The 22,098-nt window shown below is 72.8% G+C and carries 18 protein-coding genes; 9 read left to right on the forward strand and 9 right to left on the reverse strand.

The window, feature by feature from the left end:
• Positions 1–68: 68 nt before the first annotated feature.
• Positions 69–1,640: a GMC family oxidoreductase gene (locus tag ACFV6E_RS04235; RefSeq protein WP_385459292.1), complete on the reverse strand. Its 1,572-nt coding sequence runs from the start codon at positions 1,638–1,640 to the stop codon at positions 69–71.
• Positions 1,641–1,777: 137 nt separating this feature from the next.
• Here ACFV6E_RS04235 and ACFV6E_RS04240 point away from each other — a divergent pair, with 137 nt between their 5' ends.
• Entirely contained in the window at positions 1,778–2,329 is a 552-nt protein-coding gene (locus ACFV6E_RS04240; protein ID WP_385459294.1) for a GbsR/MarR family transcriptional regulator, read from the forward strand.
• A 49-nt stretch (positions 2,330–2,378) separates the two neighbouring features.
• Here ACFV6E_RS04240 and ACFV6E_RS04245 read toward each other — a convergent pair whose 3' ends face one another.
• The 3 genes from ACFV6E_RS04245 to ACFV6E_RS04255 are packed head-to-tail and all read right to left on the reverse strand — an operon-like array spanning position 2,379 to position 4,804.
• Entirely contained in the window at positions 2,379–2,927 is a 549-nt protein-coding gene (locus ACFV6E_RS04245; RefSeq protein WP_385159577.1) for a TetR/AcrR family transcriptional regulator, read from the reverse strand.
• Positions 2,928–2,937: 10 nt separating this feature from the next.
• Complete coding sequence (locus ACFV6E_RS04250; protein WP_385459296.1) at positions 2,938–3,522, reverse strand: sugar O-acetyltransferase; 585 nt, start codon at positions 3,520–3,522, stop codon at positions 2,938–2,940.
• A gap of 58 nt (positions 3,523–3,580) precedes the next feature.
• Positions 3,581–4,804: an MFS transporter gene (locus ACFV6E_RS04255; protein ID WP_385459298.1), complete on the reverse strand. Its 1,224-nt coding sequence runs from the start codon at positions 4,802–4,804 to the stop codon at positions 3,581–3,583.
• Between the two features lie 483 nt (positions 4,805–5,287).
• Between ACFV6E_RS04255 and ACFV6E_RS04260 the strand changes: the two genes are divergently transcribed.
• Entirely contained in the window at positions 5,288–6,613 is a 1,326-nt protein-coding gene (locus ACFV6E_RS04260) for a lipase family protein (protein ID WP_385159571.1), read from the forward strand.
• A gap of 72 nt (positions 6,614–6,685) precedes the next feature.
• Here ACFV6E_RS04260 and ACFV6E_RS04265 read toward each other — a convergent pair whose 3' ends face one another.
• From ACFV6E_RS04265 to ACFV6E_RS04275, 3 genes are all read right to left on the reverse strand, one after another.
• Positions 6,686–7,540: a geranyl diphosphate 2-C-methyltransferase gene (locus ACFV6E_RS04265; protein WP_385159625.1), complete on the reverse strand. Its 855-nt coding sequence runs from the start codon at positions 7,538–7,540 to the stop codon at positions 6,686–6,688.
• Positions 7,541–7,618: 78 nt separating this feature from the next.
• Positions 7,619–8,641 (reverse strand): family 2 encapsulin nanocompartment cargo protein terpene cyclase, encoded by a 1,023-nt coding sequence (locus tag ACFV6E_RS04270; RefSeq protein WP_385159623.1) that lies wholly within the window; start codon positions 8,639–8,641, stop codon positions 7,619–7,621.
• 182 nt (positions 8,642–8,823) lie between these two features.
• The gene (locus ACFV6E_RS04275) at positions 8,824–10,269 is read right to left on the reverse strand and encodes a family 2B encapsulin nanocompartment shell protein (protein WP_385459299.1); all 1,446 of its coding nucleotides are present in this window, start codon (positions 10,267–10,269) and stop codon (positions 8,824–8,826) included.
• Between the two features lie 282 nt (positions 10,270–10,551).
• Between ACFV6E_RS04275 and ACFV6E_RS04280 the strand changes: the two genes are divergently transcribed.
• Complete coding sequence (locus tag ACFV6E_RS04280; protein WP_385159567.1) at positions 10,552–11,130, forward strand: dienelactone hydrolase family protein; 579 nt, start codon at positions 10,552–10,554, stop codon at positions 11,128–11,130.
• A 385-nt stretch (positions 11,131–11,515) separates the two neighbouring features.
• Positions 11,516–12,901: an SLC13 family permease gene (locus ACFV6E_RS04285; protein ID WP_385159565.1), complete on the forward strand. Its 1,386-nt coding sequence runs from the start codon at positions 11,516–11,518 to the stop codon at positions 12,899–12,901.
• 223 nt (positions 12,902–13,124) lie between these two features.
• Here the strand turns inward: ACFV6E_RS04285 and ACFV6E_RS04290 are convergent, their stop codons facing one another.
• The gene (locus tag ACFV6E_RS04290; protein ID WP_385459301.1) at positions 13,125–13,490 is read right to left on the reverse strand and encodes a hypothetical protein; all 366 of its coding nucleotides are present in this window, start codon (positions 13,488–13,490) and stop codon (positions 13,125–13,127) included.
• Here ACFV6E_RS04290 and ACFV6E_RS04295 point away from each other — a divergent pair.
• Positions 13,489–16,014 carry a penicillin acylase family protein gene (locus tag ACFV6E_RS04295; RefSeq protein ID WP_385459303.1) on the forward strand — a complete coding sequence of 842 codons (2,526 nt, stop codon included), beginning with the start codon at positions 13,489–13,491 and terminating at the stop codon, positions 16,012–16,014. The genes ACFV6E_RS04290 and ACFV6E_RS04295 overlap by 2 nt on opposite strands.
• A 38-nt stretch (positions 16,015–16,052) precedes the next feature.
• Here the strand turns inward: ACFV6E_RS04295 and ACFV6E_RS04300 are convergent, their stop codons facing one another.
• Entirely contained in the window at positions 16,053–16,814 is a 762-nt protein-coding gene (locus tag ACFV6E_RS04300; RefSeq protein WP_385459305.1) for an SDR family NAD(P)-dependent oxidoreductase, read from the reverse strand.
• Positions 16,815–16,996: 182 nt separating this feature from the next.
• Here ACFV6E_RS04300 and ACFV6E_RS04305 point away from each other — a divergent pair, with 182 nt between their 5' ends.
• The 4 genes from ACFV6E_RS04305 to ACFV6E_RS04320 all read left to right on the forward strand — a co-directional run bounded on the left by ACFV6E_RS04305 (position 16,997) and on the right by ACFV6E_RS04320 (position 22,062).
• Positions 16,997–17,635 (forward strand): TetR/AcrR family transcriptional regulator, encoded by a 639-nt coding sequence (locus ACFV6E_RS04305; protein WP_385159557.1) that lies wholly within the window; start codon positions 16,997–16,999, stop codon positions 17,633–17,635.
• A 232-nt stretch (positions 17,636–17,867) separates the two neighbouring features.
• On the forward strand, positions 17,868–18,473 hold the full coding sequence (locus tag ACFV6E_RS04310) for a TetR/AcrR family transcriptional regulator (RefSeq protein ID WP_385159555.1): 606 nt from the start codon (positions 17,868–17,870) through the stop codon (positions 18,471–18,473).
• 65 nt (positions 18,474–18,538) lie between these two features.
• A complete protein-coding gene (locus tag ACFV6E_RS04315) occupies positions 18,539–20,359 on the forward strand; it encodes a flavin-containing monooxygenase (protein WP_385159553.1) in 1,821 nt (606 codons plus the stop codon).
• On the forward strand, positions 20,356–22,062 hold the full coding sequence (locus ACFV6E_RS04320; RefSeq protein ID WP_385459307.1) for a hypothetical protein: 1,707 nt from the start codon (positions 20,356–20,358) through the stop codon (positions 22,060–22,062). Before ACFV6E_RS04315 ends, ACFV6E_RS04320 begins: the two co-directional genes overlap by 4 nt.
• The last annotated feature ends 36 nt before the right edge of the window (positions 22,063–22,098 follow it).

Raw genomic sequence — 22,098 nt, forward strand, 5'->3', positions numbered from 1 at the left:
ACTGCTCCTCCGCGGGCGGCAAGAAGAAAAGAGAGGGGGAAGGGGGTGGGACGGACCCGGACGGCGGGTCAGCCGAGGCGGTCGGCCATGAGCTCGCCGACCATGATGGCGGTCAGGTTGGTGTTGGCCCGCGGGACCGACGGGAACACGGAGGCGTCCACCACGCGCAGCCCGTCGAGGCCCAGCACCCGGCAGTCGGGGCCGACCACCGTCGCGGCGTCCGAGGGCGCGCCCATGCGGCAGGTGCTCGTACCGTGCTGGGCGTCGACCGCGGTCGCCAGCAGGTGGTCGTCGAGTGCCGCGTCGTCGTCGAGCACCGCGAACAGCGCGGTGTTGTGGGCGGCGAGGGTACGGCCGCCCTCGCGGAGGACGGTGGCCACTTCGGCGCCGCGGGCGAGCGCGGCGAGGGCGCGTACTCCGACGCGCATCCGGGACAGGTCGCGGTCGTCGGAGAGCATCCGCTCGTGGACCTCGGGGTGCACCGTGGGATCGGCCGAGGCGAGCGTCAGCCGGCCCCGGGAGTAGGTCCGGTTGAGCCAGACGCCCACGCCGCCGGAAGGCAGGCGGGTGTCGGCCGCGGCCATGGCCAGCACGTTCTGGTTGAGCGAGACGAACATCATGTCGTTCGGGTCCGCGTCCGGCGCGCTGGTCCAGCGTACGCAGACGTTGGTGTGCCGGTCGTCCTGCGACGTGATGGCCGCTTCCGGGGTGAGCGGCAGCTCCAGCACGATCATGGGGTGGTCCTGGAGGCCCTGCCCGACGGGGAGCCGGGCCCGTACGCCGATGCCGAGCGCGCGCAGGTCGTCGGCCGGGCCGACCCCCGACCGCAGCAGGATCGCCGGAGAGTGGATCACCCCGGCGCTCAGCACGATCTCGTCCGCGTACTCCGTGACGGCGTCGGCGCCGTCCAGCACCCGGACGCCGACCGCACGGTCGCCGGAGAACACCACCCGGTCGACGAGCGCACCGCCGCGCACGGTCAGACCGGTCAGGCCCCGGGCGGGCTCCAGATAGGCGTCGTTGACCGATACCCGTCTCCCGGCCCGGGAGTTGATCGGGTAGGGCGACACCCCGGTCCCGTCGGGCGCGTTCACGTCCGGTTCCCACGGGTGGCCCGCGGCGAGTGCCGCCGCGCACAGCGCGCCGTCCACGCCGCCCCACCGCTCGCGCGGCATGCGGAAGACGGGCGTCGGACCCCCGCGGCCGTGGTACGGCGCGTCACCGAACTCCTCGTCGTCCTCCAGCTTCGCGAAGTACGGCAGCACGTCGTCGCGGGACCAGCCGGTGCAGCCGGCCGCCGCCCAGTCGTCGAAGTCCGCCATCGGCGGGCGGATCGCGATCTGCCCGTTGACCGAGGAACTGCCGCCGGCACCCCGGCCGCGCCAGTACGGTGCCTGCGGCTGCTTCTCGGTCCGCGCGGCGTCCAGGCCCGGCCAGACCAGTGGCCGCGCGGCGGCCGGGTCCAGCAGGGCGCGGCCGGGGTTGGGCGACCGCCACGCCTCCGCCATCTCGGCCGACCGGTAGTCGGGCCCCGCCTCCAGGAGCAGTACGCGTCTGCCCCGCTCCGCCGAGCGGGCCGCGAGCGCGGCCCCCGCCGACCCCGCACCCACGACAATCAGGTCCCAGCCTGTACGGGCCACGCAGCACCTCCGACGTCGGAACAGCGAGGTCCCGGCATCCCGCTCGGGCCGCTGTGACAGGTAGACTGCCTTCAGGCGAAAGTTCAGTCAACACTGAACGTTCACTTTTTTCTGACCGTTGAGGGCAGGGGGAGGGCGTGGTGCCGGAGACGGGCGACGTCGCGGAGGCGACCGGAGTCGGTGACGAAGGCGGCGGCGCCGACGCGACCGGAGCCGGTGACGCGACCGTCCTGATCGAGGACTTCGGTCTGCACGTGGGGCAGGCGATGGGCTGGCCGCCCATGGCGGGCCGCGCCGCGGGCGTCCTCATGCTCAGCGAGTCACCGCTGACCCTGGCCGACCTGATGTCGGCCCTCGGCGCGAGCAAGGGCTCGGTGTCGGAGATGACCCGGCTGCTGATCACCAACGGCACGGTGGAGCGGTACAAGCCCGCCGGCTCGCGCCAGTTCCTCTTCCGCTGGCGTGACGACGCCTGGCTCGGCTGCCTCCGGCACCAGCTGGAACAGACGGTCCGGCTGCGCGCCCTCGCCGAGCGGGCCAGGTCCCGCGCCGGTACCCTTCCCGCCGGACAGCGGGGCCGGGTGAGGCAGATGGCCGACTACTACGACTTCATGGTCGAGCGGCTCGAAGGTCTGCTGGCGGAGTTCACCGACCGGTCGGCGTCCCCGGGCGTGGAGCCCTCCGCCTAGCCGGGACCGGGCTCATCCGCCGGAGCCCTCCGCCCGGCCGCGGCCGGGCTCATCCGCCGGCCGTGGTGATGCGGGTGACGGCCGCCACCGTCAGGGCGCGGTCGTGCGGTTCCCGGGCCAGCGCGCGGTGCAGCGTCAATCCCTCGATGAGCGCGTCTAGCTGGCGTGCGGTGTCCGGGTCGAAGTGCCGCTCCAGATGGACCCGGCTGCGGCGCATCCACTCGTGGGTGAGCTCCCGGTAGTCCGGCTGGCGGGCGGCGAGGGTGTACAGCTCCTGGGTGAGCACCAGGTCGCGCTGGGGCCCGTCGGACAGCACGTGGACGAGTTCCACCACGGCCGCCCTCGCCTCGTCGCCGTCGGCCGCGGCGGAGAGGTGCGCCTCGAAGACCGCGACGATGTGGTCGGTGAACTGGCCGAAGGCTTCCCGGAGCAACTGCTCCATGCCGTCGAAGTGGTAGGTCATCGACCCCAGCGGCACGCCGGCCCGTGCGGCGATCTTGCGGTGGGAGACGCCGGCGACGCCCTCCTCGGCGATGAGGTCGAGCGTGGCGGCGATGATGCGCGCGCGGCGCTGCGGGTCGGTGCGTCCGGTGGCCATGACGACAGGTCTACAGGCTCCGCACGACTCGCGCGGGGTTGCCGACGGCTACCACGTCGGCGGGCACGTCCTTGGTGACGACCGCCCCGGCGCCGATGACGGAGTTGTCCCCGATGGTCACGCCCGGCAGGACGACGGCTCCGCCGCCGAGCCAGACGTTGTCGCCGATGGTGATCGGCCGGGCCGCCTCCAGCTTGTCCCGCCGGGGACCCGGTTCCAGGGGGTGGGTGGGGGTGAGCAGCTGGACGTTCGGGCCGATCTGGCAGTCCTCGCCGATGGTGATCGCCGCGACATCCAGCGCGGTCAGGTTGTAGTTGACGAAGGTGCGGGCCCCGATGGTGATGTTGCTGCCGTAGTCGACGTACAGCGGCGGCCGTACGTGCGCCTCCTCGCCGAGGGAACCGAGTAGCTCCGCGAGGACCGGCCGGGCGGCGTCGGTGTCCTCGGCGTAGGCGGCCTGGTAACGGGTGGCCAGCCGCACGGCGTGCTGCTGCCGGCCGGCGATCTCGGGGTCGTCCGCGATGTAGAGATCCCCGGCCAGCATGCGTTCGTAATGGGTGCGCGGGTCCTGCGCGAAGTGGTCCGTGGTCGCCATGCCGCCCATCGTACCGCCCAGAGCGTACGAACGTACATTCACGGCGCGTGGCGGCGGCTCACCGGCGCCGCGGTCGCAGCACTCCCGCCAGCAGGAGGACGAGCAGCCCGGCGAGGGGCACCACCAGCAGGCCCAGGCGCAGGCTCGTGGCGTCGGCGACGAGCCCGACCACCGGCGGGGAGAGCAGGAAGCCCAGGCGCATCAGCCAGGAGACGATGGTCAGGCCCGAACCGGGCTTGAGGCCGGGCAGTTCGTCCGCCTCGTGCATCGCCGCCGGGACCAGGGTCGCCACCCCGAACCCGGCCGCGGCGAAGCCGAGGACGGTCCCGGACACCGTGGGCACGGCCAGCGCCAGCCCCATGCCCGCTGCGGTGATGAGACCTCCCGCCCGGGCCACCGCGCGCTGGCCGAACCGGTCGACGAGCCGGTCGCCGATGAGCCGGCCGGCGAACTGGGCGCCCACCAGGGCGATGTAGCCGGACGCCGCCAGCGCCGCCGACGCCTTCAGCGAGCCGGAGAGGTAGAGCGCGGCCCACGAGTTGCCCGCGTCCTCGACGAGGGTGCCGGCCGTGGCGATGAGCACGAGCGCGGCCAGGACGTACGCGGTGCGCGTGGACCGGCCGCCCGCGGGTCCGGCCCGCCGCGGCGCGGAGTCCTCCGCATCCGCATCCGGTTCCGCGTCCGGTTCGGTGTCGGAGCCCGGCAGGCAGAAGCGCAGGGCGATGCAGGCGACGACGGCGAACACCACGGCCGAGACGGCCAGATGCTGCCCCAGGGACAGTCCGAGGGCGATGGCGCCGGCGGCCATGGAACCGCCGGTGACGGCGCCGATGGACCAGATGGCGTGCAGCGAGTTGATGATGGACCGCCCGTAGCGGCGCTGCACCCGCAGGCCGTGGGCGTTCTGCGCCACGTCGGTGATCGCGTCCATCGCCCCGGCCAGGAAGAGCGCGCCCGCGAACAGCCACACCGTGCCGGCCAGGCCCGCGACGAGGATCCCCGCGCCGGTCAGCAGGGTGCCGGCGACCGCCACCCGGGCCGAGCCGAACCGGCGTATCAGCACACCGGCCGCCAGACCGGCCGCGATGGCCCCCGCCGGGAACGCCGCGACCGACAGCCCGTAGGCGGCGTTGCCGATCCCGAGGTCCGCCTTGATCTCCGGATACCTCGGCAGGAGGTTGGCGAAGAGGGCTCCGTTGGTGAAGAACAGCAGCGCCACGGCCGTACGGGCCTGCCGTTCGGCCCGTACGGGCCGGCGCGGGACATCGACATCGACATTCATGCGCGGGAGCCTATAGCCGAGGCGTACGAACGTACACTCCCCGGGTGGGCCGTCGCGCCGATGTCGGGTCATTCCTCGTCGACGGCTTCATGCCGTCGGTCCTTCGCGGCTCCAACTGCTCGCGGCTGGGTCGCAGTTGTCGTGACCTGTGTCACAGAATCGGGTGTCGGTGCGATGGTGCCCGTGCGCGCGGCGCGAGACGGGTGACGAGGTCGGAGGGGTCGTGAGGGGTGCCGTCGGGGTGCGTCCGACCCTCCGTCATATTACTCGGGCGTCACATTACTGAACCGTAATATCCCGGGTGCTACCGCCGGTAACAGCTGCGCCGTACCTTCGTGCACAACCGCATCGGAGTGAGGCGCGAGACCCGTGGGACGACGGTGTACTCGTGCCACCAGTCCTGCACCCCATGTCCCGCCGGGCCGCCATCGGCCCGGCGTCCGACGCAGGACGGCTCCGCCTCCCCCTTCCAGGAGGACCGCTATGCCCGCACGCACCCGCTTCCTGGCGGCGGCGATCACCGTCGCGGCCTGCCTCGGCGCCCAGGCCCTGCCGGCCGCCGCGGCCACCGGCTCGGACCCCGTGGTGTCCCGTGGCGTCACGATCCCCGAGTTCTACAACCCGCCCGCCTCGCTGCCCGCGGCCGACGGCACGCTGGTCCGCAGCGAACCGCTCCCGCTCGCCCTGAGCCTGCCCGGCCTCAGCGGCCCCCTGCCCGGCAAGGCGACACGGGTCATGTACAAGTCCACCGACTCGGGCGGCGGGCCCGTCGCCGTCACCGGTGCCTACATCGAGCCCTCGGCCGACTGGAAGGGCGAAGGACCGCGCCCGCTGGTCGCCGTGGCCCCCGGCACGATGGGCCAGGGCGACCAGTGCGCGGCCTCCATGGGCCTCGAACACCCGCTGAGCCTCAGCTTCGAGACGGTGTCCGTGGGCTACGAGGACCTCGCGATCTACCGGATGCTGGCCAAGGGCATCGCGGTCGTGGTCACCGACTACGCGGGCCTCGGCGCCACGGACCGGCTGCACACCTACGTCAACCGGGTCGACGAGGCGCACGCCGTGCTCGACGCGGTCCGTGCCGCCCGCTCGCTCACCGGGACCTCGGTCACCGCGCAGTCACCCGTGGGCCTGTTCGGGTACAGCCAGGGCGGCGGCGCGACCGCGGCCGCCGCCGAACTCCAGCCGGCCTACGCTCCCGACGTCGTGCTCGACGGCACCTACTCGGGCGCGCCCCCCGCCGACCTGGTCGAGGTCACCAAGGCCATCGACGGCGGCGACCTGGCCGGCGCCCTCGGCTGGTCCCTCAACGGGTTTTTGCAGTCCGACCCCTCCCTTCAGCCCATCGCGGACGCCCACATCAACACCGCGGGCAAGGCCGCGCTCAAGGACCTGTCGACCATGTGCATCGGCGACGCGCTCTTCTCGTACAACTCCGCCAAGAGCACCGCCTGGACCAACGACGGGCGTTCGATCAGCGACATCATCCAGTCCGAGCCCGCCCTCACGGCGTTCCTGGCCAAGCAGCGCATCGGCACCCTCAAGCCCGCGAGCCCGGTCCGGCTGGCCACCGGGGTCAACGACGACCTCGTCCCGCACGCGCAGGCCCGGCAACTGGCCGTCGACTGGTGCGCCCGCGGCGCCGACGTCACCTACACGCCGGTGAAACTGCCGAACCTCGGCCGGGGCCTGCTCAACCACGCCGCCCCGCTCCTGACGGACCAGGGCGACGCGATCGACTGGCTGGCCGACCGCATGTCGGGCAAGGCGGCCACCTCCAACTGCGGCTCCGTCGGCTCCCAGCCCTGACCGGCCACGACCCCGGAACGCACGCACGCCTCCACCGACCGGTGGAGGCGTGCGGTGCTGGTGGGTGGGCGGCTAGATGCGGTCGGCCACGATCAGCAGGTACTGGAAGCTGCCGTTGCGGTAGGCGTCGATGAAGGTGTCCTCGATGCCGGTGGTCAGATGCGGGGCCTGCGCGCGCAGCTCCCAGTAGGGGAGGGTCGCCGCGGTCAGGTCCTCGACGTGGACGGGTACGAGACGGTGGCGGGCCATCGCGGCGAAGTAGGCGGAGCGCGGGTGGATGTCGCAGATGTAGTGGGCGTTGATCAGTGACACCTCACGGGAGGCGCGCCCGTAGGTGTCGTTGTAGCAACCGGTGACGACCACGTAGCGTCCGCCGCGGCGCAGCAGCCGGGCGTGCTCGGCGAAGAGCAGGTCGAGCTCCACGTACATGGTGGACTCGTTGTTCCAGGAGGCCGCGAACGCGCCGCCGGGCAGCCCCGTGTCGAGCATGTTGCGGACGTGGAAGCGGGCCTGGTCGCTGATGCCACGTTTCTGCGCCTGCTCGGTGGCGAAGTCGGCCTGCTTGGCGGAGAGGGTGACACCGTCGGTCTGGCAGCCGTACTTGAGGTGGGCCACCACGCTGCCCCCGCCGCGTCCGCAGCCCGCGTCGAAGACCCGGTCGTCCGGGGTCAGCGGGCCGAGGTGGTTGGCGAGGAGTTCGGCCTGCGCGTGCTCCAGGCGGTGCAGTTCGGCGGTGATCAGGTTCCGGCGCCGGGCGGGGTGCCGCTCGGCGAGCACGGCCGGGTTGGCGTCCCCGACGCCGTAGTGATGGTGGTACAGGTCGTCGATCTTGCCGAGTTCGAGGTTGACCGGGTTTTCCTCGGCGTTCCAGTAGTCCGCGACGCGGTGCTGGTACGTGGACTGGGCCGGCAGCGTCGCTGCCCTCATGTCGGCGTCAACGGTGGTCAACAATGGCTCCCTTGTCACGCGGATGGCGCTTGTCGTGCGGTCGGCTCGTCTCGTGGGTCACCAGTAGTCGGGCAGGTGGTAGCGGTGGCTGTTGGTGGCGTGCCATTCGTGGTTGCCGGCGACCCAGTCGTCCAGGCCCCGGGCGTACCGGGCGACGAGGGGCGAGGTCGCGGACACGGCGGCGGCTTCTTCCTCGAATGCCTCCATGATCTCGTTGTGGATCCCGACGGCCCGCAGATAGGCGGACTTCAGCCCGCAGTCCTCGTTCCGGGCGATGACCTGCGGGAGATTGAGGTGGCTCGGGTCGTTGGCCAGCTCCTTGGTGAAGGAGTACAGGTCGTTGACGAGGGTGGTGGCGTTGCAGGCGAGCGCGGTGATGCGCTGGATCTCCGGGTTGGCGTAGAGCGCCTCGGGCAGCTCGTAGCCGTCCACCGCGTCGACGATCGACAGACAGGGGCGGAAGTTGTTGAACTGCCGCATCACCAGGTACTCCCACACCTGCGGCGTGTACCGGGTCTCCGTCCAGGCGGCCTCGGCGAGATAGCCGAGGTGCAGCCGGGCGATGTCGTGCACGAACCGGTCCACCTGACTGGGCGTGGCGACCGTCGCGTAATCCTTGACGGCCACGTGGTAGGAACGCCGCGGCCCGTCGGCCCGCATGCCCTCCTTCCACTGCTCCTGCTGGACCACCGGGCCGTGGAAGGGATCGATCGCGGACTGCGCCATGATCAGCCGTCCGCCCAGGCCGCGCGGTGATCCGCCGCGGTCCTCGCAGTAGCAGTCGTCCACGACGTTCTCGGCGAGCAGCAGCTCGCCCGCCACGGTCAGCCGTTCCAGGTCGGCGGCGGCCGGATGCTGGAGCACCACCGCCCGGCCGAACTGGAAACCGGCGAAGTCGTCGAACCACTCCTCGGGGAACAGCTCCAGCTCGCGGGCCCAGGCTTCGAGACGGCGGTCGACCTCGGCCACCTTCGCCGGATCGGCCGGCGCGACCTGCCGGTACCTGAGCCCCGGGACGGCCCCCGTCCGGCGGGCCCGCACACTGCGCGCGAGGCTCGGGGGGCCGGGGAGCGACGGCATCGGGGACACCTCCGGTACCGGCGGTGCCTCTGGCTCCACCTTCAGCTCGGGCGGCTCGGGCGGCTCGGGCAGTTCGGGCGCGTCGGGAGGCGACAGCAGGGCGGACAGCGAGAAGGAAGCCTCGGAAGGCATCGAGAAGGGGACTTCGGAGGAAGAAGTGGTCATGGGGTCGCTCCCTCGTCTCAGTCGGCGGTGCGGCCGATCCGGACGTTCTCCAGGATCCCCGCCGCGTCCGGCACGAGGATGGCCAACGAGTAGTAGGCGGTGACGAGATAACGGATGATCGCGGCGCTGTCCATGCCCATGAACCGCACGTTGAGGCTCGGCTGGTACTCCTCGGGGATGCCCGTCTGGTAGAGGCCGACGACGCCCTGGTCGGCCTCCCCGGTGCGCAGCGCGACGATGCTGCTCGTGTACTCGGACGAGACCGGGATCTTGCCGCAGGGCAGCAGTGGCACCCCGCGCCAGGCGGCGGGCACCTTGCGCCCGTCGACCTGGGCCGTCCCTGGCACCAGACCGCGCCGGTTGCACTGCCGGAAGAACGCGGCGATGGCCTTGGGATGAGCGAGCATGACCGTGGTGTCGCGCCGCATGGACAGCAGCTCGTCCAGGTCGTCCGGGGTCGGCGGTCCCGTGGAAGTGCTGATCCGCTGCTCGTGGTCGACGTTGTGCAGCAGCCCGAACTCGCGGTTGTTGACCAGCTCCCACTCCTGCCGCTCGCGGATCGCCTCGACGGTCAGGCGCAACTGCTGCCGGGTCTGGTCCATCGGGTGGCTGAAGAGGTCGGCGACCCGGGTGTGCACGCGCAGCACGGTCTGGGTCAGGGACAACTCGTATTCGCGCGGCGAGAGTTCGTAGTCGACGAAGCCGCCCGGCAGCGTCTCCTCGCCGACGTGGCCGGCCCGCAGCGGGACATCCGCCTCGCCCGAACGGTTCGCCGGCAGCCGCTGCCGCCGCGCGTGGTCCGCCAGGTGCGCCGCGAGCGAGGGCGACCGCTCGGCGAGCTCCGCGACCGCGGTGAGGGGCAGTGCCAGCACCACCCCGGCGGTGTCGGCGCGCACCGAGTGCGGCCACCGCGGGTCCGGCTGTCCGAGCGCCTCGTCACCCAGCGGTCCGCCGCCGCTGACGAGTCCGGTGACCTGCTCGTCGTCGTACGCGCCGGCGACGGAGCGGACGAACCGGCCGTGCGCGACGAGGTAGACCTCCGTGACCGGCCGTCCCGCCTCGGCGAGGACCTGACCGGCGCGGACCTCGCGCACCCGGAACCGGGCGGCGAGCCGCGTGAGCACGTCCAGGTCGGTGCAGCCGCGCAGCGCGGGCAGTTCGGTCAGCGTCGGCGGGACGACCCTGATGTCGTCGGCGCCGTTCCGTTCGAACTGCACGCGGCCCTGGCCGGTCCGCACTCGCAGCCGCCGGTTGACCCGGTAGGTGCCGCCCCGTACATCCACCCACGGCAGCGCCCGCAGCAGCCACCGCGAGCTGATGCCCTGCATCTGCGGTACCGACTTGGTGGTGGTGGCGAGCCGGCGCGCCGCCCGGGTGCCGAGACTGGTGCGATGCCCGTCGGTGCCGGTATCGGGACCGGATTCGTCGGTGGCGGTACCGGTGTCGCTGTCCGGCGTGGACACATTCCCTCCCAGGGGCGCAACAAGGGTGAGCGGAACGGTCAGTGGTGCGCGAGTGGTGCAAACGCGCAGCAACCAGCCAAACAGCCCCGACGGCGCCCTGGGGACGGCGCACGGACGGCGACTTCCATCCTTCAGGGGTGTAAACCATTCCGCTGAGGCAGATGAGGCACGATGAATGCCCCCGTACGCTGGAACAGCCGTGTGAACGAGGCGACTCGGCACCACGGCTCACAGCCGCCCGACACCGGTCGGCGGGATGCACAGGGGGAGTGGGAGCGACGTATGGCCGAGGTTCTGCTGTTTCATCACGCGCTCGGGCTGACGCCCGGTGTCCGGGAGTTCGCGGACGGGCTGCGGCGGGCGGGACACACGGTCCATCTGCCGGACCTGTACGAGGGGCGGGTCTTCGACAGCCTCGAGGCGGGCGCGGGGTACGCCCAGGAGATCGGCTTCGGCACGTTCGTCGAGCGCGGCGTGGCCGCCGCGGAGCCGCTGGCCCCGGGGCTCGTCTACGCCGGTTACTCCCTCGGGGTGCTGCCCGCGCAGCGGCTCGCGCAGACCCGGCCCGGTGCCAGGGGCGCCCTGCTCATCGAGGCGTGCGTGCCGGTCACGGAGTTCGGGGACGCCTGGCCCGAGAACGTTCCGGTACGGGTACACGGCATGGACGGGGACGAGTTCTTCGCCGGTGAGGGCGACCTCGACGCGGCACGCGCCCTCACCGCGGCCGCCCCGGACGCGGAACTGCACCTGTACTCGGGCAGCGCCCACCTCTTCGCCGACCCGGGCCTGGCCTCGTACGACCCCGAGGCCGCGGCCCTGCTCGGCGAGCGCGTCCTCGCCTTCCTCGACGCGATCGGCTAGCCGGCCATTCCCGCGCCGTCGGCGTGCGCCCGGTGCGGGGCGCACGGTCCGACGTGCGGCGGACGCGACGAGCGCACCGCGCGACGGGACCGGCCGGCGGTGCGCGATCAGCTCGCGCGTCCGGCTCCTGGCCGATGCGCGATCACTTCGCGCGTCCGGCCCTCGGCCCGGTGCGCGGAGCATGCTCGCCCATCGGCCTGACCTGCGCGCTCACTTGACGGCTCGCCGTGCCGAGCCCACGATGACCGGTCACCGGTTCCAATCACTCCAGCCGTCCGGTGCCCCATGGACCCCGGACGCCCCAGCGACCCGTGCCGCAGCACCGCGCAGGCCCCCCCGCACCGCAGCAACCCGTAGCTCCCAAGACGCAGAGACGGGAGTCCGTATGTCCCCCGAACTCATCTCGATCCTCGTCCTCGCCGTGGTCTTCGTCATCGCCACGACGCGCTCCGTCAACATGGGCGCCCTCGCCTTCGCCGCCGCCTTCGCGGTGGGAGAACTCGTCGCCGACCTCGACGCCGACGGCATCTTCGCCGGTTTCCCCGGTGACCTCTTCGTCGTCCTCGTCGGTGTCACCTATCTCTTCGCCATCGCCCGCGCGAACGGCACGACGGACTGGCTGGTGCACGCGGCGGTCGGACTCGTGCGCGGCCGGGTGGCGCTGATCCCCTGGGTCATGTTCGCCCTCACCGGCGTACTGACCGCGATCGGCGCGGTGAGCCCCGCGGCGGTGGCCATCGTCGCGCCGATCGCGCTGAGCTTCGCGAGCCGGTACGGCATCAGCCCGCTGCTGATGGGCGCCATGGTCGTGCACGGCGCCCAGGCGGGCGGATTCTCGCCGATCAGCATCTACGGCTCGATCGTCAACGGCATCGTCGAGAAGGAGAAGCTGTCCGGCAACGAGACCGTGCTCTTCCTGTCCTCGCTCGCGGTCAACCTCGTCGTCGCGGCCGTGGTGTTCGTCCTCTTCGGCGGCCTGCGGCTGTGGTCGCGCGGCGCCGCCGCGGCGGCCGGCACGGCATCCGACGGCCCGGACACCGCCGACCAGGACGCTCCCGGCCGAGTCGGCTCCGAGGCCGAGCCCCGTACGCCGCAGGACGGCCCCGAGCCGCGGGCCGGCGCGGGCGTCGCCACGCTCGCCTCCGCCCGCGCCGAAGAGCCCGGCAGCGACCGGCTCACCCCTGCCCGCATCGCCACCCTCACCGCCCTGGCGGCGCTCGTCGTCGCCGTGCTCGCCTTCGACCTCGACGCGGGGCTGACCTCCATCACGCTCGCCGTGGCGCTGAGCACGGTGTGGCCGAAGGACAGCCGGGTCGCGGTCACCGAGATCGCCTGGCCCACCGTGCTGCTCATCTGCGGGATGCTGACCTACGTCGGTGTGCTCGACGAGATGGGCACCATCACCTGGGCCGGCGAGGGGGTCGGCGGCATCGGCGTGCCGCTGCTCGCCGCGCTGCTGCTGTGCTACATCGGAGCCGTCGTCTCGGCGTTCGCGTCCTCCGTGGGCATCATGGGCGCCCTGATCCCGCTGGCGGTGCCGTTCCTGGCCCGGGGCGAGATCGGCGCGGTGGGCATGGTGTCCGCCCTCGCCGTGTCGGCGACGGTCGTGGACGTGAGCCCGTTCTCGACCAACGGCGCCCTGGTGCTGGCCGCCGCCCCGGACGTCGACCGCGAGCGCTTCTTCCGGCAGTTGATGGTCTACGGCGGCGTGATCGTCGCCGTCGTCCCCGCGGTGGTGTGGCTGGTGATGGTCGTACCCGGCTTCGGCTGAGCCCGCGGCGCGTCCGACGCGGCGGCGGATCGCCGTGCGGCGCCCGATCGTGCGGATTGGCGCGTACGGGTCTTTCGCGGACCACCCGTCCGGCATGTTTACTGGAGCCCCGCGCTGTATCGCGCCGGCGCGGACCGAACCACCGCTCTATGCCGAGACCTTGCACAGGGGCGACGATGGATCATGCCGCGGCCGCGAAGGCCGAGCGACTGCGACAGTACGTTCAGGAAGCCATGGTGCGGGCTGCCGCCATGCGCGCGGCGGCGACCATGATGCAGGGCAGAGCCGTACGGATGCGCTCCCAGGCCGTCGAGATGCGGGAGAGTTCCCGGGAGGCGGAGAGACGGTACCGGCGGCCGGCGGAGCCCGTGCGGTGGACCGTGCCAGGGCGCACGCGGCCCGCGCGCATGTGGACGGATGACACCGCCTGGCCGCCGGTCCGCCGGCCCGAGCGGCTGACCGCCCTGGGCCCGGCGGTGCGCGGCGCGGACGCAGACCCCAGGCGTACATCGCCGGACTGACCCGCCGCCCGGAAATACATCGGCCGGGCGATACCACCCGCGGCCGAGCCCGTGAAGGGTGAGGCCATGGGTGAAACCAGAGTGCTGACCAAACGTCAGAAACATCAGGATCGTCCGAAACCTCAGGGACGTCCAAGGCGCCGGAAGAGCTTATCGGCGGGGAGACCGGCGGTCCTCCTGGCCGCCCTCTGTCTCGCCTCGGTCACCGGGGCCCTGCTGTCCGCGCCCGCGCAGGCGGCACCGGGGCCGCGCGCCGAGACCGTGGCCGGGAGCGGGCACACGGCCCGGATCAGCCGGACCGAGTACGGCGTCCCGCACATCTCCGCCCCCGACCACGCGGGCCTCGGCTACGGCTACGGCTACGCGTTCGCGCAGGACAACGTGTGCGATCTCGCCGACATGGTGACGACGTTGCGGGGCGAGCGCTCCCGGTTCTTCGGGCCCGACGGCGACGCCGGGGAGGGTTCCAACCTGGCGAGCGACACGTACTACGCGGGACAGTCGCGCGCGGGCACCGTCCGGCGGCTGCTCGACCGGAAGGCCCCGCTGGGTCCGACGGCCGAGCTGCGCCGGATGGTCGAGGGGTACGCCGCCGGGTACAACCGCTACCTGCGCGACACGGGCGTCGACGCGCTGACGGACCCGCGCTGCCAGGGCGAGCCCTGGGTCCGCCCGGTCACCGCGCTCGACGTGTGGAGCATCGTGTACGACGTCAACGGGGTGACCGGAGTGGTGCCGCTGGCCCCGGATATCGGCGACGCGAAGCCGGGCGCGGCGGACGGCGGGTCCGAGAGCGGGTCCGAGAGCGGGTCCGAGAGCGGGCCCGGGAGCGGGTCCGGAAGCGGAGCCGTGAGCGGTGCCATGAGCAGCCTCCTGAGCCCGGTGGGTGCGCAGGGCTCCGCCGCCGACAGCTTCGGCAGCAACGGCTGGGCGCTCGGCCGGGACGCCACCCGCACCGGCAACGCCATGGTCCTCGCCAACCCGCACCTGCCCTGGACGCGCGGCAGCCTGCGCTTCTACCAGGTCCAGTTGACGATCCCCGGCACCCTCGACGTGTCCGGCGCCGGGCTGTACGGCACGCCCCTGGTCGAGATCGGCCACAACCGCAGCCTCGCCTGGACCCACACCGCCAGCGACGCCCAGCACGCCTCCCTCTACGCGCTGCGGCTCACGCCGGACGACCCGACCGGCTACGTGGTCGACGGCAGGACCGAGCGGATGCGGCGCCGTACGGTCCCGGTGGCCGTCCGCGGCGGGAACGGCGAGGTGTCGACGGTCGAGCGGACCCTGTACACCTCGCGCTTCGGTCCCGTCCTGGCCACCGGCTGGACCACGAAGACCGCGTACGCCGTCCGCGACGCCAACGCCGGCAACCTGCGCTCCGCGAACACCTGGCTGGCCATGGGCAAGGCCAGGAACGTGGACGAGCTGCGCGCCGCCCAGGACACCTATCAGGGCATCCCCTGGACCTACACCCTGGCCGCCGACACCGGCGGCGGCACCTACTTCACCGACTCGTCGGCCGTCGCGCACCTCACCGACGAGCAGCTGGCGCGCTGCGCCGTCCCGGGCAGCGAGCAGGCGCCGAGCGCGCTGGACGGTTCGACGTCGGCGTGCGCCTGGGGCAGCGACCCCGACGCCCTCGTGCCGGGTCTCTACGGCCCGTCGAACCAGCCGCGGCTGAGCCGCACCGACTACGTCGCCAACTCCAACAACGGACCCCGGTACGCCAACCCCGAAGCCCCGCTCGGCGGTTTCCCGGCCGCGTACGACAGCGACACCACGCTCGGGCAGCGCGCCCAGCTCGGGCTGCGCATGATCGCGGAGCGGGTGGCCGGCACGGACGGACTCGGCGCGCCGGGGTTCACCGAGGCCACCCTGCGGGCGTCGATGCTGGGCAACCGCGTCCTGTCGGCCGAGACGGGCCGCGCCGACGTGGTCGGCATGTGCCGCGCCCACCCGGACCTGACCGCCACGGACGGCACGGAGGTCGACGTACGGCGGGCCTGCGAGGCGCTGGCCGGCTGGGACACCCGCGCCGACGCCGACAGCCGGGGCGCCGCGCTGTGGATCACCTTCTACGGCCTTCTGGAGCGGAGCGGACCCGGTGTGGACTGGTGGCGGGTGCCCTACGACCCGGAGCAGCCGCTCACCACGCCGCGCGGCATCGACGGCGACAACGTCCACGTGCGGCGGGCGCTGGCCGACGCCGTCCGGGAGTTCGCCGCGCAGGACCTCGCGGTCGACGTCGAACTCGGCGCCGTACAGCGGTGGGCCGGTGTCCCGCTCCCCGGCTGCACGGGCGACAAGGGCTGCTTCGACGTCGTCGAGGCGGGGGCCGACTCGGGCACCGGCACCCCGACGGCCGGCGCCTTCGGCAGCAGCTTCCTGATGGCCGTCGAACTGACCCCGGACGGGCCCCGCGCCCACACCCTGCTCACCTACGGCCAGTCGGCGAACCCGGCCTCGCCCCACTACACCGACCAGACCCGGCTGTTCTCCCGCAAGCAGTGGGTCACCGAACGCTTCACCCCGGCGGAGATCGCGGCCGATCCGCACCTGGAGGTGACCACCTTGCGCCGCCCGTCCTAGGGGCGGTGCCGGTGCCGGCCGCCGGGCCGTGGCCGTCGTCAGACCGCGGACCAGGCGTCGTCCACCGGCAGGATCGCTCCGCTGATGTTGCTCGCCCGGTCCGAGGCGAGGAAGAGGATGGCGGTGGCCTGTTCCTCGGCCTCGGCGAGCCGGCCGAGGTTGACGAAGTGGGGGGCGAGCGTCGCCGGTCCGTGCGCGGCCTGGTCCGCGGTCACGTGGATGTTGGTCCTGGTGCCGCCCGGCGCGATGGCGTTGGCCCGGATCCCGCGCCCGCGGTACATCACGGCCAGCGACTTGGTGAGCCCGACGACACCGTGCTTGGAGGCCGTGTAGGCGGCACCGGCCGCGCTGCCGCGCAGACCGGCCTCTGAGGCGGTGTTCACGATCGAACCCCGGCCCGCGGCCAGCATGTGCGGCAGCACCGCCCGGCTGAGCAGGAACGGAGCGGTGAGGTTGACGCGTATGACGCGCTCCCACTCCACGTCGTCGACGTCCGCGACGGCCGACATGCTGTCCATGATCCCGGCGTTGTTCACCAGCACGTCGACGCCGCCGAAGCGCTCGACGGCCGTCGCCACCACCCGGTCCACGACCTGCTGTTCGCTCAGGTCGCCGGTGACCGCGACGGCCGTGCCCCCGGCCTGCTCGATCTGGCCTACCACGGCGGCGGCGCCCCGCGCGTCGAGGTCGGCCACCAGCACCGAGGCGCCCTCGGCGACGAAGGCCAGCGCGGCGGCCCTGCCGATGCCGGAGCCGGCTCCGGTGACGATGACACTGCGGCCGTCCAGTCCAGTGGTCATGGGGTTCTCCAGATTCTCCGGGGGGAGGGGCGAAGGGCACGGAGGAGGTGTCCGCCGCCGGGTCACCCTACGACTTAATGGCGCCGAGTGACATAAAATCGTGATGAGGAATCCCGGCGGACCGGGGGTGCGGCGGGAGCCCGTACCGTAGGCCGCCAGGGCGAGTAGGACCGGAGGGACGGATGGGTGCGACCGGCGGGCGCATGGGGCGGCCACCGCTGACCGAGCAGCGCAAGGCCGAGATCCGGCTGGAGATCGCCCATGCCGCGGTGCGGCTCTTCGTCGAGCAGGGCGTCGCGGCGACCACCGGCGAGCAGATCGGACAGGCGGCGGGCGTCTCGGCGCGCACCGTGTGGCGGTACTTCCCCGGCAAGGAGAGCTGTGTCCGGCCCCTGTTCACCGCCGGTATCGACGTCATCGCGGCCGTGCTGCGGGACTGGCGCCCCGGGCAGCCGCTGCCGGAGGTCTTCGACCGCGCGCTGACCGACGAACTGCGCCTGGCGCCGGGCCCCAGCCACGGGACGGTGGCCGCCCTCGTCCGCCTCACCCGCACGGAGCCCGGCCTGCGCGCCGTCTGGCTCCAGTCGTACGACGAGGCCGAGCCGGCGTTCGCCCGCGCGCTCGCCGCGCGCTCCGGACTGCCCGCCGGCGACCTGCGCCCCGCCATCCAGGCCGCGGTGCTCAACTCGGCCCTGCGTGCGGCCGTCGAGCACTACGCGTGGCGGACGGACGGCGGCGCGCGGGATCCGGCCGCGGCCGAGGCGGAGCTCGCGGCGACGATGCGCTCGGCGCTGGCGATCGCCGCGGCGGGCCTGGCTTGAATTTAAATCAGTCGATTGACTCAAGCCGTGGGCGTGTGTTGACTGCTGCCGCAGACCGCGATCTTGGATCAAGGGGGTTGCACTCGTGGCAGACGTCCTGGCAGGGGCGGCGGATACGGCGGGTTCGGCGGATACGGCGGGTTCGGCGGCGACCGCGCGCACGGCGCGGACAGCACACCCGGCGCGTGCGGCACGTACAGCGCGTACGGCACGCACGGCTCGGACGCGTGAGGTGATCACGACGGTCGCCGAGCGGCTCTTCGCCGAACAGGGCCTGATCGCGGTGTCGAACCGGCACATCAGCGACGCCGCGGGCCTGGGCAACAACACCGCCGTCAGCTACCACTTCGGCAGCAGGACGGAGCTGGTCCGCGCCATCGTGCGCAGCCACGCCGACGCCACCGAGCTGATCCGGCAGCGCCACCTCGCCGGGATCGGCGACAGCGCGGACGTCTGGGACTGGGTCCGCTGCATGGTCGCCCCGGCGGCCGAACACCTCGCGACCCTCGGCACCCCGTCCTGGCACGCCCGCTTCGCCGTCCAGGTGATGGCCGACCCGGTGCTGCGCGCGGTCATCGTGGAGGAGGCGGTGGAGCGGCAGCCGCTGCGGCAGACCCTCGACGGACTGGGCGCGTGCCTGGGCTCAGTACCCCTGCGGGTACGGGCCGAACGAGCCGACATGGCACGCCACTTGATCCTGCACACCTGCGCCGAACGCGAGCGCGCCCTCGCGGACGGCACCGCACCGCGCCACGCCACCTGGCCCGACACGGCCACCGCGCTCACCGACGCGATCGTCGGCCTGTTCCTGGCACCCGTGACACCCCGTCCCTCCTGACCCCGGCGGCAGGCAGGCCGCCCCCCACCGGTCACATCCCGTCCCCCACCCAGCCCGGGAGAGCCATGTCCGCCCCGCACACACCCGCCCCTGACGACCTCGACCTCGACGCGCTGCGTGCCAAGTACCGCGCCGAGCGCGACCGGCGCGTCCGGCCCGACGGCAACGCCCAGTACCGGCCCGCGACGGGCGAGTTCGGCTACTTCGACGAGGACCCGTACGCCGACGGGGACCTCTCCCGCGAGCCGCTGCACGACCGGGTCGAGGCGCTGATAGTCGGCGGCGGCTTCGGCGGGCTGCTCGCCGCGGCGCGGCTGCGGCAGGCCGGCGTCGAGTCGATCCGGATCGTCGAGAAGGGCAGCGACTTCGGCGGCACCTGGTACTGGAACCGCTATCCCGGCATCCACTGCGACATCGAGTCCTACATCTACCTGCCGCTCCTGGAGGAGATCGGCTACGTGCCCGAGTGGCGGTACGCGCCGGGCGAGGAGATCCGGCAGCACGCGCGGGCGATCGGCCGCCACTTCGGGCTCTACGCCGACGCGTGTTTCCGTACCCAGGTCACCGAACTGCGCTGGGACGAGACGGAGTCCGAGTGGATCGTGACCACCGACCGCGGCGACCGTATCCGCGCCCGCTACGTGAGCGTGGCCAGCGGCACCCTCAGCGAGGCGAAGCTCCCGGGCATCCCCGGCATCGAGGACTTCGAGGGACACACCTTCCACACCAGCCGCTGGGACTACGCCTACACCGGGGGCGATGCGAACGGCGGACTGCGGGGGCTCGCCGACAAGCGCGTGGCGGTCATCGGCACCGGCGCCACCGCCGTCCAGATCGTCCCCCATCTCGGCGCGGACGCCCGGCACGTGTACGTCTTCCAGCGCACGCCGTCCTCCGTGGACGTCCGCGACAACCGGCCCACCGACCCGGAGTGGGCCAAGTCCCTGCGACCGGGCTGGCAGCGCCTGCGCAGGGACAACTTCCTCAGGGTCGTCACCGGTCTGCGGGCCGGCGAGGACCTGGTGAACGACGGCTGGACCAGCAGCGCCCGGTTGCAGCAGAAGCTCATCCCGACCAGCGGCTACGCGCACATCCCCGAGGAGGAGCGCGAACGCGCCTACGAGCTGGCCGACTTCGGGAAGATGCAGGAGCTGCGCGACCGCGTCGACGCACTGGTCACGGACCCGGGGACGGCCGAGCGGCTCAAGCCCTGGTACCGCTACATGTGCAAGCGCCCCACCTTCAGCGACACCTACCTCCAGACCTTCAACCGCCCCAACGTCACCCTCGTGGACACCGCCGACACACACGGCGTGGAACGCATCACGAAGAACGAGGTCGTCGTCGCGGGCACCGCCTACGAGGTGGACTGCATCGTCTTCGCCACCGGCTTCCGCACCGGAATCTCCGGCGTACTCGGCGGCAGACTCCCGGTGTACGGCAGGAACGGGGCGTCCCTGCTGGAGACGTGGGCGCACGGGCCGAAGACCCTGCACGGCTTCTACAGCCACGGCTTTCCCAACCTCTTCCTGCTGGGACCGCTGCAGAACGCCAGCTCGGTCAATTTCGTCCACGTCCTCGACGAACAGGCCACGCATGTCGCCGAGGTCGTCGCACAGGCCCGCGGACGCGGCGCCCGCTACGTGGAGCCGACCGCCGGTGCCCAGGACTCCTGGGTGGCGACGATCCAGGAGAAGGCCGCCGACCTGTACGCCTTCCACGCCGAGTGCACCCCCGGCTACTACAACAACGAGGGCAGCCCCCGGGCGCGCAGCCAGTCCTACGGGGACGGCCCGGTCGCCTTCCACGCGCTGCTGAAGGACTGGCGTGCCTCGGGCGGCATGGCCGACGTCCTGGTGACCGGCTCCGCGACGGAGGAGGCATGAGCGGGACGACCGGCAGCCGCGCCGCCGGTTCCGCGCCGGTTCCCAGCCGCTTCGACCTCGACGACGACACGGGCCGCGGGCAGGGCGGCATCCGCGGACGACAGGCCCGGCGCCTGAACGCGCCCAACCAGCTCTGGGGATCGAACGGCGTCGCGCTCGGCCCCGACGGACGCCTGTACGTCGCGCAGTTCCTGGCCGGCCGGATCAGCGCCGTCGACCCGGTCGGCGGGGACGTCGACACCGTCGTCCCGATGGACAGCCCCGTACAGTCACCGGACGACCTCGCCTTCGGTGCCGACGGCTCGATGTACATAGCCGACCTGGTGCCCGGCCGGGTCTGGCGCCGCAGCCCCGCGGGCGAGTACACCCTCGTCGCCGACGACGTGACCAACCCGAACGGCATCACCTGCGTCGGCGACCGGCTCTTCGTCAACGAGATGACCTTCGACGGCCGGCTCCTCGAACTGTTCCCCGACGGCGGCGCCCCGCGCGTCCTCACCCAGGGGCTCGCCCTCGGCAACGCGATGCAGCGCGGACCCGACGGCCACCTGTACTACCCGCACATGCTCACCGGACAGGTGTGGCGGATCCCGCCCGACGGCGGCGCCCCTGAGGTCGTGGCCGAGGACGTGCACGAGCCGGTCGCGGTCCGCTTCGACCAGGGCGGCGTCCTGCACGTACTCTCCCGCGGCGTGGAGGGCATCGTCACCCGGATCGATCTGCACGGCACCGGCTCCCGCACCCTCGTCACCAGCGGCCTGGTCGGCCTCGACAACGCGGCCTTCGACACCGAGAACCGCATGTACGTCACCAGCTACGCCAGCGGCGGCGTGACCGAACTGCACCCCGACGGGCGCACCCGCGAACTCGTCCCCCGGGGCCTCGACGGACCCTACGGCGTGACGATCGACCTGGGCGGCACCGTCTACGCCGCCGACCACTACCGGGTGGCGAGCCCGGCCGCCACCCACGAGGGCGAGCCCAGCAGCGCCGGACGGGCCGCCGCCACCGGCGGGGTGACCACCCACACCCTGCTGATGTTCGCGCACGGCATCGTCGCCGACGGCGACCTGCTGCACCTCACCTCCCAGTACGGGCAGGTGCAGACCCACGACCGGACGACCGGCACCACCCGGGAACGGGTCGCCGGGCTGCGGCAGCCCACCGGCATCGCCCTGCGCCCGGACGGCACGCTCCTCGTCGCCGAGACCGGCGCCGGACGCGTCATCGCCGTCGCCGCCGACGACACCGTCACGGTGGTCGCCGAGGGACTGGACCGCCCCGTCGACGTGGCCGTGGCCCCGGACGGGCACTGTTACGCCGGCGAGAGCCGCCTCGGCTCGGTGCTGCGCCTGGACGACGGCGGACCGGTCACCGTCGCCGAAGGCATGGGCACCCCGGAGGGCCTGGCCGTGCTCGGCGACGACCTCTATCTGGTGGACACCGCGCACCGCACCCTGCGCGCGGTGGACCTGACGACAGGACGGACCCGGACCGAGGCCGAGGACCTGCCGGTCGGGCCGCCGCCCGGAGTCGTCCCGCGCGCCACGCCCGCCCTGATCGCCGGCGGCGGACTGCCCGGTCTCGCGGCCCCCTTCGCGGGCCTCGCCGCGACCCCCGACGGCGCGCTGCTGCTGTCGGCGAACGGCGAGGGCACGGTCCTGCGCATCGAGCCGGCCGCCCGGCGGACGCCGGACGACTGACCCCCGCGCGCCCGGCCGCGGTTTGGACACAGGCTT

The sequence above is a fragment of the Streptomyces sp. NPDC059785 genome, assembly GCF_042732375.1.
Classification (GTDB): Bacteria; Actinomycetota; Actinomycetes; order Streptomycetales; family Streptomycetaceae; genus Streptomyces.